The sequence below is a fragment of the Brevibacterium sp. S111 genome (genome assembly GCF_004745075.1).
Classification (GTDB): Bacteria; Actinomycetota; Actinomycetes; order Actinomycetales; family Brevibacteriaceae; genus Brevibacterium.
Genome location: NZ_RHFH01000020.1, coordinates 1 through 15,288 on the forward strand (window position 1 = coordinate 1; position 15,288 = coordinate 15,288).

13 protein-coding genes and 1 pseudogene are annotated in these 15,288 nt (G+C 64.0%); 6 read left to right on the forward strand and 8 right to left on the reverse strand.

Going from position 1 to position 15,288, the window contains the following annotated elements; all coding sequences use genetic code 11:
- Positions 1 to 127: 127 nt before the first annotated feature.
- Positions 128 to 465: pseudogene (locus tag EB836_RS16425) on the forward strand (transposase); the annotation flags it as partial.
- 98 nt (positions 466 to 563) lie between these two features.
- Here the strand turns inward: EB836_RS16425 and EB836_RS16430 are convergent.
- The 6 genes from EB836_RS16430 to EB836_RS16455 form a co-directional block, all read right to left on the reverse strand.
- Entirely contained in the window at positions 564 to 965 is a 402-nt protein-coding gene (locus tag EB836_RS16430; RefSeq protein ID WP_135542337.1) for a cytochrome c oxidase subunit 4, read from the reverse strand.
- Positions 962 to 2,659 (reverse strand): cytochrome c oxidase subunit I, encoded by a 1,698-nt coding sequence (gene ctaD / locus EB836_RS16435; protein ID WP_135542339.1) that lies wholly within the window; start codon positions 2,657 to 2,659, stop codon positions 962 to 964. Before ctaD ends, EB836_RS16430 begins: the two co-directional genes overlap by 4 nt.
- Positions 2,656 to 3,528 (reverse strand): cytochrome c oxidase subunit II, encoded by an 873-nt coding sequence (gene coxB, locus EB836_RS16440; RefSeq protein WP_135542340.1) that lies wholly within the window; start codon positions 3,526 to 3,528, stop codon positions 2,656 to 2,658. The genes ctaD and coxB overlap by 4 nt, the downstream gene beginning before the upstream one ends.
- A gap of 110 nt (positions 3,529 to 3,638) precedes the next feature.
- Positions 3,639 to 4,316, reverse strand: a complete 678-nt coding sequence (aat, locus tag EB836_RS16445; RefSeq protein ID WP_135542342.1) for a leucyl/phenylalanyl-tRNA--protein transferase — start codon at positions 4,314 to 4,316, stop codon at positions 3,639 to 3,641.
- A gap of 32 nt (positions 4,317 to 4,348) precedes the next feature.
- Positions 4,349 to 4,702 carry an iron-sulfur cluster assembly accessory protein gene (locus tag EB836_RS16450; RefSeq protein WP_135542344.1) on the reverse strand — a complete coding sequence of 118 codons (354 nt, stop codon included), beginning with the start codon at positions 4,700 to 4,702 and terminating at the stop codon, positions 4,349 to 4,351.
- A 79-nt stretch (positions 4,703 to 4,781) separates the two neighbouring features.
- Positions 4,782 to 6,158: a dipeptidase gene (locus EB836_RS16455; RefSeq protein ID WP_135542346.1), complete on the reverse strand. Its 1,377-nt coding sequence runs from the start codon at positions 6,156 to 6,158 to the stop codon at positions 4,782 to 4,784.
- Positions 6,159 to 6,181: 23 nt separating this feature from the next.
- Here EB836_RS16455 and EB836_RS16460 point away from each other — a divergent pair, with 23 nt between their 5' ends.
- The gene (locus EB836_RS16460) at positions 6,182 to 6,793 is read left to right on the forward strand and encodes a DUF3043 domain-containing protein (RefSeq protein WP_135542348.1); all 612 of its coding nucleotides are present in this window, start codon (positions 6,182 to 6,184) and stop codon (positions 6,791 to 6,793) included.
- Here EB836_RS16460 and EB836_RS16465 read toward each other — a convergent pair.
- A complete protein-coding gene (locus EB836_RS16465) occupies positions 6,768 to 7,874 on the reverse strand; it encodes a quinone-dependent dihydroorotate dehydrogenase (protein WP_135542350.1) in 1,107 nt (368 codons plus the stop codon). The two genes, EB836_RS16460 and EB836_RS16465, sit on opposite strands and share 26 nt — an antisense overlap.
- Positions 7,875 to 7,981: 107 nt before the next feature.
- On the opposite strand from EB836_RS16465, the gene EB836_RS16470 reads away from it, so the two are divergent.
- The 3 genes from EB836_RS16470 (at position 7,982) to sucB (ending at position 12,880) form a co-directional block, all read left to right on the forward strand.
- Positions 7,982 to 9,457 carry a leucyl aminopeptidase gene (locus tag EB836_RS16470; protein ID WP_135542352.1) on the forward strand — a complete coding sequence of 492 codons (1,476 nt, stop codon included), beginning with the start codon at positions 7,982 to 7,984 and terminating at the stop codon, positions 9,455 to 9,457.
- Positions 9,458 to 9,610: 153 nt separating this feature from the next.
- Positions 9,611 to 10,999: a dihydrolipoyl dehydrogenase gene (gene lpdA, locus EB836_RS16475; protein WP_135542354.1), complete on the forward strand. Its 1,389-nt coding sequence runs from the start codon at positions 9,611 to 9,613 to the stop codon at positions 10,997 to 10,999.
- Positions 11,000 to 11,020: 21 nt separating this feature from the next.
- Positions 11,021 to 12,880 carry a 2-oxoglutarate dehydrogenase, E2 component, dihydrolipoamide succinyltransferase gene (sucB, locus tag EB836_RS16480; RefSeq protein ID WP_135542356.1) on the forward strand — a complete coding sequence of 620 codons (1,860 nt, stop codon included), beginning with the start codon at positions 11,021 to 11,023 and terminating at the stop codon, positions 12,878 to 12,880.
- A gap of 94 nt (positions 12,881 to 12,974) precedes the next feature.
- Here the strand turns inward: sucB and EB836_RS16485 are convergent, their stop codons facing one another.
- Positions 12,975 to 14,483 (reverse strand): hypothetical protein, encoded by a 1,509-nt coding sequence (locus EB836_RS16485; RefSeq protein WP_135542358.1) that lies wholly within the window; start codon positions 14,481 to 14,483, stop codon positions 12,975 to 12,977.
- Between the two features lie 157 nt (positions 14,484 to 14,640).
- Here EB836_RS16485 and lipB point away from each other — a divergent pair, with 157 nt between their 5' ends.
- Complete coding sequence (gene lipB, locus EB836_RS16490) at positions 14,641 to 15,279, forward strand: lipoyl(octanoyl) transferase LipB (RefSeq protein WP_135542360.1); 639 nt, start codon at positions 14,641 to 14,643, stop codon at positions 15,277 to 15,279.
- The last annotated feature ends 9 nt before the right edge of the window (positions 15,280 to 15,288 follow it).

A 15,288-nucleotide genomic window follows, 5' to 3' on the forward strand; every position in this document is an offset into this window, starting at 1 on the left:
TGACCAATTGTCGGTGAGCGTCGGGTGACGGCCTGGCGCTCACCGCCACGACCCGGTGGCGCTGAAAGGCAATATCGGGTGGCGCTCAACCACAATAGTCAGTGGCGCTCACACCACCGAATACTCAATGGTGCCCGGACGCTCGAAACACGGGTTCAAACAATGGTTGAAGGCCCGACCGAAGGACTGGCTTCGATGCTGTCGACGTCGTCGCTATGGACGGACTCACCGGCATCCCAACAGCCGTCGTCGAGGAGTTGCCTGATGCTGTCGAAGTCGTGCAGCCCTTCCACGCCCTCAAGCTCGCCGGAGAAGCGCCGAGTAGCGGACGTGTTGGTGCTCTTCACCGAGCAGGGAACACCGAACGGGCCCACCGAATCGATGAACGGACGGCTCGGGCTTCTGCGGGGATCAGCACTCGGGTTTCGAAGCCTCACGCATTACCTTGCGAGATGTCCGCTCGACGGTACAACGGTCGCAGACGCTGTGAATGGCACTGTGGCCCGAACTCATCAGAGTTCGGGCCACAGTGTGCGGCTGGGTACATCACGCGGGATCTCAGATCAGTGGGCGAAGTCCCCGCGATCGTGTTCGTAGGACAGGCCCACGAGAGCGATGATGCCGAGCAGAGCACCGAACGGGAAGATCCACCAACCCATGGCGATTCCATAGAACGCAACGGCAGCGGCACCCGCACACGCGATCGGCCACCAGCTCCACGGGCTGAAGAACCCGTAGTCGGCATCCGCATCCGAGATCTCGGCATCTTCGTGGTCCTGGGGCTGACGACCGACACGGCGGTCCGTCAGCCACAGGTAGATACCGATCATTCCTGACATGCCGCCGGTGAGCAGCAGGGCCGGGAACCCGACCATCTCGCCCCAGTCGGTGGCGAATCCGTAGACCACGGATACGGCGAAGAAGAACACCGCGTTGACGAGGAAGACTACGATCGAAGATTTCATTTGACGGAACCTCCAATCAGCTGTTCCTCAGAGGAGTTGTGACCTGCGTATTCGAGCAGCTCCGGATGGTTGAGGTCGAAGGCAGGACGCTCAGAGCGGATCCGCGGCAGCGAGGTGAAGTTGTGACGCGGGGGCGGGCACGAGGTCGCCCATTCGAGCGATGCTCCGTAGCCCCACGGGTCGTCGACCGTGACCTTCGGTGCGTTGCGCGAGGTGATCCACACGTTCCAGAAGAACGGAACCATGGACAGACCCAGCAGCAGCGAGCCGACCGTCGACACCTGGTTCATCCAGGTGAAGCCGTCCTGCGGCAGGTAGTCGGCGTAACGACGGGGCATGCCGTCGACACCGAGCCAGTGCTGGACGAGGAACGTGCCGTGGAAGCCGACGAACAGCATCCAGAAGTGGATGTGTCCGAGCTTCTCGTTGAGCATCTTGCCTGTCCACTTCGGCCACCAGAAGTAGAACCCGGCGAACATCGCGAAGACGACGGTGCCGAAGACGACGTAGTGGAAGTGGGCGACGATGAAATAGGTGTCCGAGATCTGCTGGTCCAAAGCGGGGCTGGCCATGATGACACCGGTGAGACCACCGAAGATGAAGGTCGCCATGAAGCCGATCGCCCAAACGATGGGGGTTTCGAATGTGATCGAGCCTCTCCACATCGTTCCGATCCAGTTGAAGAACTTCACACCGGTCGGGATCGCGATGAGCATCGTCATAAAGGCGAAGAACGGCAGAGCCACGACACCGGTGACGTACATGTGGTGGGCCCACACGGTCACCGACAGAGCCGCGATGGCAATCGTCGCGAACACGAGTTCCTTGTAGCCGAAGACGGGCTTACGGCTGAACACGGGGAAGATCTCGGTGACGATGCCGAAGAACGGCAGAGCGATGACATAGACCTCGGGGTGTCCGAAGAACCAGAACAGGTGCTGCCAGAGAATCGGTCCGCCGTTGCCGGGACTGAACACGTGGGAGCCGAGGACTCGGTCTGCACCGAGGACCAGCAGAGCCGCGGCCAGAGGCTGGAAGGCCATGAGCACGAGGATACCAGTGACGAGGACGTTCCAGCTGAAGATCGGCAACCGGAACATCGTCATGCCCGGTGCGCGCATCGTGATCACGGTGGTGATGAAGTTGACCGAGCCGAGGATCGTGCCGAAGCCCTGCAGCGCGAGGCCGAGGACCCACAAGTTGCCTCCGGCACCCGGAGTGAACGTCGTATTGCTCAAAGGCGCGTATGCGGTCCATCCGAACGATGCCGCACCCTGAGGGGTGAGGAAGCCCGAAATGGCGACAAGGCTGCCGAAGAGGTACATCCAGAAAGCGAACGCGTTCAGTCGTGGGAACGCCACGTCCGGAGCGCCGATCTGCAGCGGCATGATGACGTTCGCGAAACCGGCGAACAGCGGGGTCGCGAACATCAGCAGCATCAATGTGCCGTGCATGGTGAACAGCTGGTTGTACTGTTCCTTGGTTTCGACGATCTGCATCCCGGGCTCGAAGAGTTCGAGGCGGATGATCAGCGCCATCACACCGCCGACGCAGAAGAAGAAGAATGAGCCGATGAGGTACATGTACCCGATCGTCTTGTGGTCCGTCGACGTGATCCAGTCGACGATGATCTTGCCCTTGCTCCGTGGAACGACTGGAGCGTCAAGAGCCGCCTGATCCATCGTGGCGGTCATTGTTCAGCACCTTCTTTCGGGTACCAGTTGCGATCGTACTCCGGTCCCAGCTGGCCTGTGTTGCCCTGATCGGCAAGAGACTTCGTATAGTCGGCGAACTCTTCCTTCGACACGACCTTGACGTTGAAAAGCATCTCAGAGTGGTACTCGCCGCACAGCTCGGCACACTTGCCGACGTACTCGCCTTCCTTCTCGGCACGCAGATGCAGGCTCTGGTCGTGGCCGGGGATCATATCGCGCTTCTCGAGGAAGGCGGGAACCCAGAAGGAATGGAGGACGTCGCGGGAGTGCAGGCGGATCTCCAGGTCGGTGTCGACCGGGAGGTAGAGCACGGGAGCCGTTTCCTCCGGCGCCTCGGTGCCGTCGAGTTCGACCTGTGTTCCGGCGTAGTAGACGTCCTCGGTCTCGTAGTTGAAGTCCCAGGCCCACTGTTTGGCTGCGACCTCGATGACCTGCTCGCCGGGAGTCGTATCATCGGTCGTCTGCTCCATGACCTGGACGTTCTGGAAGAAGAACCCGAGGACGAGGACGACCGGTGTCACCGTGAAGAGGATTTCGATCGGCATGCTGTAGCGCATCTGGACCGGCAGTCCACGATCGTGCTTGCGACGACGGTACGCGACCATCGCCCACAGGATGAGGCCCCACACGATGAGACCCACCAGCAGAAGGGCGATCCAGGCGCCGTTCCACAGTGCTGTGTAGGCGTCCGTGTGGTTCGTCGCGCCCTTCGATTCGACGGGAAGGAATCCTGTGGCGATCTGCTCTTTCGTGCAACCCGATAGCAACGCCGGTATCAATACGGCGCTCAGAATGCCGAGCCGCTTCGCCCAGGACCGCTGCGGTCCTGACTGATTCGGAGAATCCACGTGCAGCCTTTCACAACGTTCTTTCGTCTCTGGTCAGGCCGAGAGACGAGTACTTACTCTGTCGAGTCTAAGACTACCGCTACAGACGGTAGAAATTCACCTGCAGATGTTCATTTGTTGAGAATATGCTGACAGAGATCGCCGCGGAGCGCGGAATCTAGCCGTGCCGAGTACTCGAGACCACTGAGCTCCGACACGCCGAGGCTCTGCAGATGTGATGTCTGCCACTGAGTGTCGATGAGCCACTCCCCCGGCTCCGGCGGGATGTTCGCCGTGGCAGCTGGTGCGTTGCTGGTGGTCACGTCGACCCCGTCGAAGAGACCGACAAGGTAGACCAGAGCTGCTTTCGAGGCGTCCCTGGCGGTGTGGAACATCGATTCGCCGGCGAAGAACGATCCGATCGCCACGCCATAGAGCCCTCCGACGAGTTCGTCCTCGGCCCAGACCTCGACCGAATGCGCCCACCCGTCCCTGTGCAATCCGCAGTAGAGGGAGATGATCTCCTCGGTGATCCAGGTTCCCGACCGGTTCGGATCGGCGCAGGCGCGCATGACCTGCTCGAAGGCGCGATCAGTGCTGTAGGTGAAGTGCTTCATCGATTTGCGCAGACTCTTCGTCACCCTCAGGTCGCCGGGCAGGAGCACTCCGCGCCGCCGCGGCGCCCACCAACCCATGCGACCGGTGCCCTGTGCGCCGACCCCCATCGGGAACAGTCCGGCCCGATACGACAAAAGGACCTGGGGCTGCGTGGCCGTGAACGACACGGCACGCAGATCCTCCAGGTCCATGAGAAGCGGTCCTCCTCGTCAGCGACAGCAGATCAGTGGAACGAATCTCCGCAGGCGCAGGATCCGCCGGCATTCGGGTTGTCGATGGTGAAGCCCTGCTTCTCGATGGTATCGGCGAAATCGATGGTCGAACCGCTGAGGTAGGGAACGCTCATCCGGTCGACGATGACCTCGACGCCGTCGAAGTTACGCACCGCGTCACCGTCGAGGTAGCGCTCGTCGAAGTAGAGCTGGTAGATCAGCCCGGAGCAGCCGCCGGGCTGGACAGCCACGCGCAGGCGCAGGTCATCGCGACCTTCCTGTTCGAGCAGGCTGCGGACCTTGTCGGCAGCGGTGGACGACAGCTCGACCTCGTGGGTGGCCTCGGCTTTTTCAGTCACAGTCATGGTTACTCCTTCTCACGTTCCTGTCCCCAGGCTACACCGCAAACAACGTCCCCGGCGCGGATCCTATTCCCCGGCGCGCTCATCGCGTCGGTGCCAGCCGCTGCAGCAGCAGCGCCTCGGCGACGATCGCGGCCTTGAAGTCGGGCAGGTAGAGCGATTCATTGGCACTGTGGGCCCTGGCATCGGGGTCTTCGACACCGGTGACGAGAATCGACGCGTCCGGGAAGATTTCGAGCAGATCGGCGATGAAGGGAATCGAACCGCCGATGCCCATCGTCACCGACTCAGTCCCCCACGCGTCTGTGAGGGCCCGCCGGGCAGTCTGGACGACGGGATCGGATTCATCTGCCTGCCACGGGCTGCCGCCCTCGGTCTCGCCGATGCTCAGCTGCGCGCCGAAGGGCAGGTTCGCTCGGAGGTGCTTCTCCACGGCCCTCACCGCCGAGGCGGGGGTGTTTCCGGGTGCCAGGCGGATCGAGAGTTTGGCCCGGAGCGAGGACTGCAGAGTATTCGAGGACACGGCCACACCCGGGATGTCGAGGCCGATGACGGTGATGGCCGGCTGCGTCCACAGCCGCGAGGCGAGTGTGCCGGCTCCGATGAGCGTCGTGCTGTCCAAGACTCCCGAGTCGGCGCGCAGGGTCGCCTCGTCGTAGTCGATGTCGGTCCCGTGCTCTGAGTGGAGGCCCGAGACTGCGACCGATCCGTTCTCATCGTGCAGGCTGGCGAGCACCTTGGTCATCGCGAGCATCGCATCCGGTGCGACGCCGCCGTACATGCCCGAGTGGACTGCGTGATCGAGGGTGGAGACTTCGAACTCGATCGCGCACATTCCGCGCAGGCTCGTCGTCAGCGCGGGGACTCCCGCGGCCCAGTTGCCGGAGTCGGCGACGACGATGACATCGGCGCGCAGGCGTTCCCGGTAGGTCTCGAGGAAATTGCGGAAACTCGGGCTGCCCGCTTCCTCTTCCCCTTCGAAGAAGAGTGTGACACCGACGCCGAGGCGGTCGGCCAGCAGACGCAGAGCAGTGAGGTGGACCATGATGCCGGCTTTGTCATCGGCTGCACCGCGGCCGAAGAGACGATCTCCCCTGCGGGTGGCGACGAAGGGCTCCGTGTTCCAGTCCTCGTCTCGTCCGGGCGGCTGCACATCGTGGTGAGCGTAGAGCAGGACGGTCGGAGCTCCCTCGGGCGCGGGAATCGATGCGACGACTGCGGGGTAGCCGTCGGTGCCGTCGGACTGCGGTGCGGTGAGGATCTCGGCATCCAGGCCGAGGTCCCGCGCCAAGCCCGCCACCGCCTCAGCGCTGGCGGTGACATTGGCGGCGTCGAAGCTCGGCCAAGCCACGGAGGGAATGGCCACCAGGCTCGTGAGATCGTTGAGGACCTCGTCGAAGATGGCGTCCAATTCGGCATGCAATTGTGCACTGTCAAGTGCTGAAGTCGATTCGCTCATTCTCCAAAGGTAGTATTCATCAGGTGTTCGGAAGTAAAAAATCTCGTGCCGAGGACAAAACCTCCGCCTCTCAGCCAGTCCATGACGACAACTCCGCAGAAGCCGACGCTCGGCGCGATGCGGAGGCGAAGAAGGGACGGCCCACGCCCAAGCGCAGTCAGCAGGAGTCCGCGCGCCGTCAGCCCTTGGTGAACAAGGATCGCAAGGTTGCGAACAAGAAGGCCAAGGAGCAGCAGCGCCAGGAACGCGATCGTGCGCGCATCGGAATGATGAATGGTGAGGAGAAGTACCTCACCCGCCGCGACAAGGGACCCCAGCGCCGCTACATCCGCAACTACGTCGATGCCCGGTTCTCGGTCGGGGAGATCTTCATCCCCGCCGCGATCCTCATCCTCGTCATCGCCTTCACGCAGCCGGTGCAGATCCAGCAGTACTTCACCTACGCGGTGTGGGGGCTCATCGCACTCATCATCCTCGATGCGTTCGTGCTCAACTACATCCTCAAAAATCGGCTGCGCAACAAGTTCGGTTCGGTTGAACGCGGCATCACCTTCTACGCGGTCATGCGCAGCATCCAGCTGCGGCCCCTGCGCATGCCCAAGCCTCAGGTCAAACGCCGCCAGTACCCCGAGTGAGCAGACGACTCGACTCGAGGCCGCGGATGACGCGGCCGGGGAAGAACGGTCCGGAGTAGATCATCTCCGAGTAGACCTGGACCAGATCGGCGCCCGCGGCCACTCGTGCCCGGGCGTCTTCGGCATCCGCGATTCCCCCGACGGAGATTACCGTGAGGCTATCGCCCACATGCTCCTTCACCAGGCGCAGCACCTCGAAGGAACGTTCGGCCAGCGGGCGACCGGAGATTCCGCCGGCTTGAACCTCGGCGAACCGGGCCTCCTGCCCGCCCAGCACGGATCGGTCGATCGTCGTGTTCGTCGTGATGAGGCCGTCGACTCCGGAGCGCAAGGCGAGCTCGCAGATCTCGGCAACGTCGTCATCGGCGAGGTCGGGGGCGATCTTGACCAGCAGCGGCACGTGACCGAGCGTCGAACGCGGCGCCGCCACCACCTCAGCGGCGGTGTCACGGACTGCGGTGATGATCGGTTCGAGGCTGCTCACTGACTGCAGATCCCGCAGTCCCGGGGTGTTCGGCGAGCTGACATTGATGACGAGGTAGTCGGCCAGAGGGGCCAGCACCCGAGTCGACGCCGCATAGTCGGCGACCGCATCGGCCGCCTCGACGATCTTCGTCTTCCCGATGTTGACTCCGACGATCGGACGCGGGCCAGGTGGGAGCGCGTCGATCCTCTTCCGCTCCTCGGCGATGTTGAACGAAGCCTGCCGCGCACCGTCGTTGTTGAAGCCCATGCGGTTGAGCAGCGCGAGATTCTCCCGCAGCCGGAACAGGCGCGGACGATCGTTGCCGGGCTGCGCATGGGCGGTGATCGTTCCGACCTCGATATGACCGAAGCCCAGGGCGGACATGGCCCGCACCCCGACCCCGTTCTTATCGAATCCGGCGGCCAGGCCCACTCGGTTGGGGAACGGCAGGCCCAATACCGATACGGGGCGGACGGTTCGGCGCGCACAGACGAAGCGCAGAACACGGCCGAGCAGCGGAACACGGTCGAGTGCACGCAGTGCGGAGAACGAGAGATGATGGGCCCGTTCGGCATCCATCGGTGCGAAGAGAAGTCTGAAGATCAATGAGTACACATCCCCAGAATATGTCACAGTCACCCGCCGCTTCCGCATCGCGCATTGTTTGGCATTAGGATCGAATCAACGTTCAAAGACGACTGAAGACGACTGAAAGGGAACTCATGGCTGGTTCATCCACCCCAAGCAGCTACTCCACTACCTCACCGGTGAAGGCCACCGCCTCCGTGCTGGTGCTGGGCGCCGCGGATTCGACGGTCCTCGCGCTCGAAGGAGCGAAGGCCGCGCGGACCGCGCTCGACGAGGCTGCGAAGGCCATCGGGTTCACCGGAAAGGCCGGTTCCACCGCTCGGATTCCCTCGCCGAAGGGCGTCGCTGCGGACTCCGTGGTGCTCGTCGGCCTCGGCGACTTCGACGCCGCCACCGAGGACGTCGCCGCCACTTTTGAGGCACTGCGCCGAGGCGCCGGTGCGGCGCTGCGCGCACTCGACGGCGTCGACTCGGTCGCCCTGGCTCTGCCGGCGGCCACCCCCGCCGAGGTCGAAGCCGTCACCGTGGGCGCCGGGCTCGGTGCCTACCGTTTCCTTGACTACCGCAGCGAAGGCGCAGCCCCGGGCGAAGTCAGCGTCATCGGGCCCAAGGGCAAGACGTTCGCCGCCGCCCATGACGCCGGAACCGCGATCGCGGCCGCGACGAATCGTGCCCGTGACCTCGTCAACACTCCGCCCCTGGACCTCTACCCCGAGTCCTACGCCGAGATCGTCAAGACGCAGGCCAAGGAACGCAGACTCAAAGTCACCGTCCTCGGCGACAAGGAACTCAAGGCCGGGGGCTACGGCGGCATCATCGGCGTCGGACAGGGCTCGACCCGCGGCCCCCGTCTCGTCAAGGTCGAATACGCGCCGAAGGGTGCCAAGCGCCATCTCAGCTTCGTCGGCAAGGGCATCACCTTTGACTCCGGCGGAATCTCGCTCAAGCCGGCCAAGAGCATGGAGGACATGAAGTCCGACATGGCCGGTTCGGCCGCCGTCGTGCAGGCACTGTTCGGCATCGCCGACCTCGGACTGCCCGTGCGTGTGACCGCCTGGCTGCCGATGGCCGAGAACATGCCCGGCTCCTCAGCACAGAGGCCCAGCGATGTGCTGACCATGCGCAGCGGCAAGACGGTCGAAGTCACGAACACCGATGCCGAGGGCCGCCTCGTCCTCGCCGATGCACTCACCGACGCCGACGCCGAGAACCCCGACCTGCTCATCGACGTCGCCACTCTCACCGGCGCCCAGATCGTCGCCCTCGGCGAACGCACCTCGGGGGTCATGGGATCGACGACGGCGCGGGAAGAGGTCATCGCCTCGGCAGGCGTGGCCGGTGAGAACATGTGGGCGATGCCGATTCCGGAGGAGATGCTCTCGGGCTTCGACTCCACCTCGGCGGACCTCACGAACTCGGGGCCGCGACCCGGCGGCATGCTCGCTGCGGCCGCGTTCCTGCGCGAGTTCGTCGGCGACGGCACCGAATGGGCGCACATCGATATCGCCGGGCCCAGCTTCAACGGCTCGGCACCCTTCGGATACACCCCGAAGGCGGCGACCGGAGCGGCGGTGCGCACGCTCATCGAAATCGCGAAGTCGGAGGGCTGAACAACGAAGTTCTACACGCTGTCGAGGTCAACGTGATGATCCCCACCTGTGTCCAATCAGACAGCGTTTCCTTTCGCCCCGAGCGAGAAAAGTGGAAAGATAAGACAGAAAGCTGCTTAGCGCAGGCTTATTCACAGCTACGAGGAGTAATCCGTGAGTGATTCATTGACCTACGACCTTGTCGTTCTGGGCGGCGGAACCGGCGGTTATGCCGCTGCTCTGCGAGCCGCAGAACTCGACATGAAGGTCGCTTTGATCGAACGCGACAAGGTAGGCGGCACCTGCCTCCACCGTGGCTGCGTGCCGACGAAGGCCCTTCTGCATGCCGCAGAGGTCGCCGACTCCGCCAAGAACTCCGAAGCATTCGGCATCGAAGCCGAGTTCAAGGGCATCGACATCAACAAGGTGCTCGAGTACAAGGACGGAGTCATCACCCGCAACTACAAAGGGCTGCAGGGCCTGGTCAAGGCTCGCGGAATCGACACGTACTTCGGCACCGGCAAGCTCGTCGGCAAGGGCTCCGTCCAGGTCAGCGGCGAAGACGGCAACCACACCGTCACGGGCACGAACGTTCTGCTCTCGACCGGTTCGACTTCGAAGACCATCGGACTCGAGCTCACCGATCGCGTGATCACGAGCACCGAGGCTCTCGAACTGGACAAGGTGCCGAACTCGGCCATCGTCCTCGGCGGCGGCGTCATCGGCGTCGAGTTCGCCAGCGTCTGGAACTCCTTCGGCGCCGACGTCACGATCGTCGAGGGTCTCAAGCACCTCGTCGCGAACGAAGACGAGACGATCTCGAAGAACCTCGAACGCGCCTTCAAGAAGCGCAAGATCAAGTTCAAGCTCGGCACCATGTTCAAGGGTGTCGAGGAGACCGCTGACGGGGTCAAGGTCACGCTCGAAGACGGATCGACTCTGGAAGCCGAATACCTCCTCGTGGCCGTGGGCCGCGGTCCCGTGACCGAGGGCTTCGGATTCGAAGAGCAGGGCATTCCGATGGAGCGCGGATTCGTCCTCGCCAACGAACGTCTCCACACCGGCGTCGGCAACATCTACGCCTGCGGCGATATCGTGCCCGGCCTGCAGCTGGCCCACCGCGCCTTCGGCCAGGGCATCTTCATCGCCGAGGAGATTGCGGGCCTGAACCCGGTGCCCGTGCTCGAATCGGGCATCCCCCGCGTCACCTACTGCGAACCGGAGATCTTCTCCGTCGGGCTCTCCTCGGCTCAGGCCGAGGAGAAGTACGGCAAGGACCAGGTCGAATCGCTCGAGTACAACCTCGGCGGCAACGGCAAATCCGTCATCCTGGGAACCACCGGACTCATCAAGGTCATCCGCGAGAAGGACGGTCCGGTCGTCGGTGTCCACGGCATCGGCGCGCGCCTGTCCGAGCAGGCCGGTGAAGCTCAGCTCATCGTCAATTGGGAAGCATTCCCCGAGGAAGTCGCACAGCTCATCCATGCTCACCCGACGCAGAACGAAGCTCTCGGCGAAGCTCACCTGGCTCTGGCCGGCAAACCCCTGCACTTCCACTCATAAGATCCGAGGAGACGAAAACTCATGTCGAATTCCGTTCAGATGCCGGCTCTCGGAGAGTCGGTCACCGAGGGCACAGTCACCCGTTGGCTCAAGTCCGTCGGCGACGAGGTCGAAGTAGACGAGCCCCTGCTCGAAGTGTCGACCGACAAGGTCGACACCGAGATCCCCAGCCCGTACGCGGGCACACTGGAGAAGATCCTCGCCGATGAAGACGACGTCGTCGAGGTCGGCGGAGATCTCGCCTACATCGGCGACGGCAGCGGATCGTCCTCCGACGATTCCGCTCCGGCTGCCGAAGAAGCTCCCGCCGAAGAGCCCGAAGAGGACTCGGCCCCCGCCGAGGACTCGACTCCCGCCGAAGACGAGAGCACGGACAAGGAACCGGCCGCCGAGACCGCACCGGCTGCACAGTCCGAAGGCTCAGGTGAAGGCACCGAAATCACGATGCCGGCGCTCGGCGAATCCGTCACCGAAGGCACCGTGACCCGCTGGCTCAAGGAAGTCGGCGACGAGATCGAGGTCGACGAGCCGCTGCTCGAGGTCTCCACCGACAAGGTTGACACCGAGGTGCCATCCCCCGTCGCCGGAATCGTCCAGGCACATCTGGCCGAAGAGGACGAGACCGTCGAGGTCGGCGCACCCCTGGCACGTGTCGGAACCGGAGCACCTGCGGAAGAGGCTCCCGCCGAGGAGGCCCCGAAGGACGAGGCGCCCGCCGAGGAAGCTCCCCAGCAGGAAGAACCTGCCGAGGAAGTTCCCCAGCAGGAAACCTCCGCCGAGGAAGCCCCCAAGCAGGAGGCGCCCGCACAGGAGGCCCCGAAGCAGGAGTCGGCGCCCAAGCCGGCACAGGCACCCTCCGCCCAGACTGCTTCGGCAGCGCAGGCCGAGGAACCGGTCGAGGCCGCGACGCAGGCTCCTGCTGCAGCGGACACGGTCGGTGAGAACGCCGCCTATGTCACTCCGCTCGTGCGTCGTCTGGCACGCGAGAAGGGCGTCGATCTCTCGCAGGTCACCGGCACCGGCGTCGGCGGTCGCATCCGCAAACAGGACGTCGAGACGGCGGCCAAGAACGGACCCACGGCACCTGCCGCTGCCGCCGCACCATCCGGTGCGCCGAAGGCACCGTTCAAGGTCGAGATCCCCGAGGAGGTCGCGAAGCTGCGCGGCACCACGGAGAAGGCCTCGCGGATCCGCCAGACCATTGCGAAGAGGATGAGCGAGTCCCTCGAGGTCTCTGCTCAGCTCACGCAGGTCGTCGAAGTCGACATGTCTCGCATCGTCAAGCTGCGCAAGGCGAACAAGGATGCCTTCCAGTCCAAGCACGGCTCGAAGCTGACCTACCTGCCGTTCTTCGCCAAGGCCATCGTCGAAGCGCTTCAGGTGCACCCGAAGGTCAACGCACAGTACGATCTCGAGTCGCAGCAGATCACCTACTTCGATCACGAGCATCTCGCCGTCGCCGTGGATACCCCACGCGGTCTGCTGGTGCCGGTGGTCAAGGATGCCGGTGACCTCAGCGTCGCTGGTCTGGCCAAGGCCATCGATGATGTCGCCGACCGGACCCGCAACAACAAGATCATGCCGGACGAGCTCTCGGGCGGCACGTTCACCGTGACCAACATCGGTTCCGTGGGGGCGCTGTTCGATACGCCGATCATCAACCAGCCGCAGATGGGCATCCTCGGCACGGGTGCCATCGTCCGTCGCCCCATCGCCGTGCAGACGGCCGACGGTGACGAGTCGATCGCCATCCGCGACATGGTGTATCTGCCGTTGACCTACAACCACCAGCTGGTCGACGGTGCGGATGCGGGTCGATTCCTGCAGACCATCAAGGCACGTCTGGAAGAGGGCAACTTCGAGGCCGACCTCGACCTCTGAGGCTGCGGTCTTCCGCACACCCTGAAGAGGGGCCGACCATCCGTGGTCGGCCCCTCGGGTCATTCATGACCAGGTTGCAGTCCTGCCGCGATCATCAGTGCTGTCCGACTGCCGTCTCGGTGACCTGTTCGACCCGCCAGCGGCCGTCAAGGCGTTTGAGTTCGAATTCGACCGACAGCATCCCGAAGTCCTCGGTCTCGCTGCCGCTTCCCGCGGTGGAGTGCATCTGCGCCGAGGCGACGATCCTGTTCGCATCGGCATCGATGATCTCCACCCCATCGACTGCGATGGAATAGTCGGAGCCGATGAACCGGGAAGGATCGATGAGCTCATCGGCGGCTGCGGCGGCCGATCCCGGCACAGTCAGCACTTGCAGGGCCGCCTCGTCCCCATCGCTGAGCGCCTGAGCTCGGTCGGCGCAGAGTCGCGAGAGAACGTGTGCCACCTCCTCAGCGCTGAGCTCTGCCGTATCGCCCGACACGGTCTGGGAGTTCGGGGCAGTCCTCCGCCAATCGAGTTCACCGGCCGTCCACGACTGCCAGACGAGGAGACCACCGACGAGAGTGAGGCACGCGGCCGCGGCGACCAGCCACTGTCCTCGGCCTGCTCCCCTGAGACGATGCAGCCAGGTTCTCAACAACCCGCGAAACCGTCCGGCCGCCTGTTGAAGCGCGGAGGATCCGGGGCCCCGACGGCGCGAGCGCTGACGCCTCCTCAGGGACCGTCGGCTGGCCGCACGCAGGGTTTCAGCGGCTGAGCCCGGGGCGGACACGGTCCGTGCTGCGTGAGTCTGAGTCGAATCAGCGGTCCTCGACTCGGTTCCAGTGGCCGGTGAGCCCGTGGCCACCGGCTCACTCGTCCGGGTCGGGAACCTCGTGGCGCTGCGTTCGACCGGCACCGCATCTCGGCCGGATCCGCGACCGAGAGGTTGACCGGCTACAGCACGCAGACGCGCCGTCAGAGCTGTTTCGGGCGCGATTTCCCGATCGGCCGGCACCAGCGGGAGCGGAGCCGGGCTGGCCAGTGACCGCATCGATTCGGCCACTTCGTCGAGTGCCGCAGCCAGCCCGGTGTCGGGACCCGAATCCGCGAGCAGGTCGCCGACGACGGCCCGCAGCGCCTGTGACGAATCAGCCAGCGCAAGGTTGACCGGCAGCAGGCATTCGGCCCACGGACGGCCGCAGCCGGCGTGGTAGAGCATCTCCCCCACGGCACGCCGCGGTGACGTCTCCAAGGGCACCGAGAGACCGGGGATGAGCACCGGACGTCCTGCGGCTTCGAGTGCGAACGCCTTCAGACTCAGCCGCTGTTCGGGACATGAGCAGCCGCGAAGTTCCGTGACGATGCCGAGGAACAGAGTGCACAGCTCGGCATCGGTCAGTCCCTGATAGGCGCGCACAACGTCGAGGACGAGGCCGCCGGGCAGAGTGGGGACGAGGAGCAGTGACCGTCGACCGGTCGGCAGTTCCACTTCGGCAGTGCCGAGGGCCTCCGGATCGTCGACATCGAAGGAATCGTTGTCGATCCCCCAAACGGCTTCTCCTGAGGGACCGCTCACACGGTAGACGTCGTCGGAGATCTGTGCCTGAAGCTCCCATGTCATGTTTCGTCATCTCCGTTGATGGCTTTCTATGCTATTTGTGTTTATTTAATAGTGATAGCGTCGGCACCTCGATGTCAAGGGTCACATTCCGGGAACCGGGTTCTCGACGGCCCGCGGTCAAATTGAACCCGGGGTGCAAGAGTCATAGTGTGGAGCCATGCCCTTGGCCACAGAAACGCTCGGGTTCGCTCCGGTCCTCTCGGACTATCGGCAGACCTGGGATATGCAGAAGAGATATCACGAAGAAGTGCTCGCAGGACGGAGGGAGTCGACGGTGCTGTACCTCGAGCATTCCCCCGTCTACACGGCCGGCAAACGCACCGAGGAGGCCGACCGGCCCACAGATGGCACCGAAGTCATCGATGTCGACCGTGGCGGGAAGATCACCTGGCACGGCCCCGGCCAGCTCGTCGCCTACTTCATCTACCGCCTCAACGACCCCAAAGAGGTCCGCCTCTTCGTGTCCCAGCTCGAGGACGCGATGATTCGACTCCTTGCGGAATACGGCATCGAAGCCACCACCGTCGAAGGACGCGCCGGCGTCTGGCTGCTCGGCGACGGGCTCCGCCGTGACCGCAAGGTCGGAGCCATCGGCATCCGCATCCACGAGGGTGTCACGATGCACGGATTGGCCCTGAACTGCAGCAATGAACTCGGCGCCTATGAAAGCATCATCCCGTGCGGGATCAGCGACGCCGACACCACTTCCATCAGCGCAGAGATCGGACGGACGGTGACGCCGGAGGACACGGCAGACCGTCTCAACGAGATTCTGCAAGAGACCATCACAGCCTAGGAGAACGCC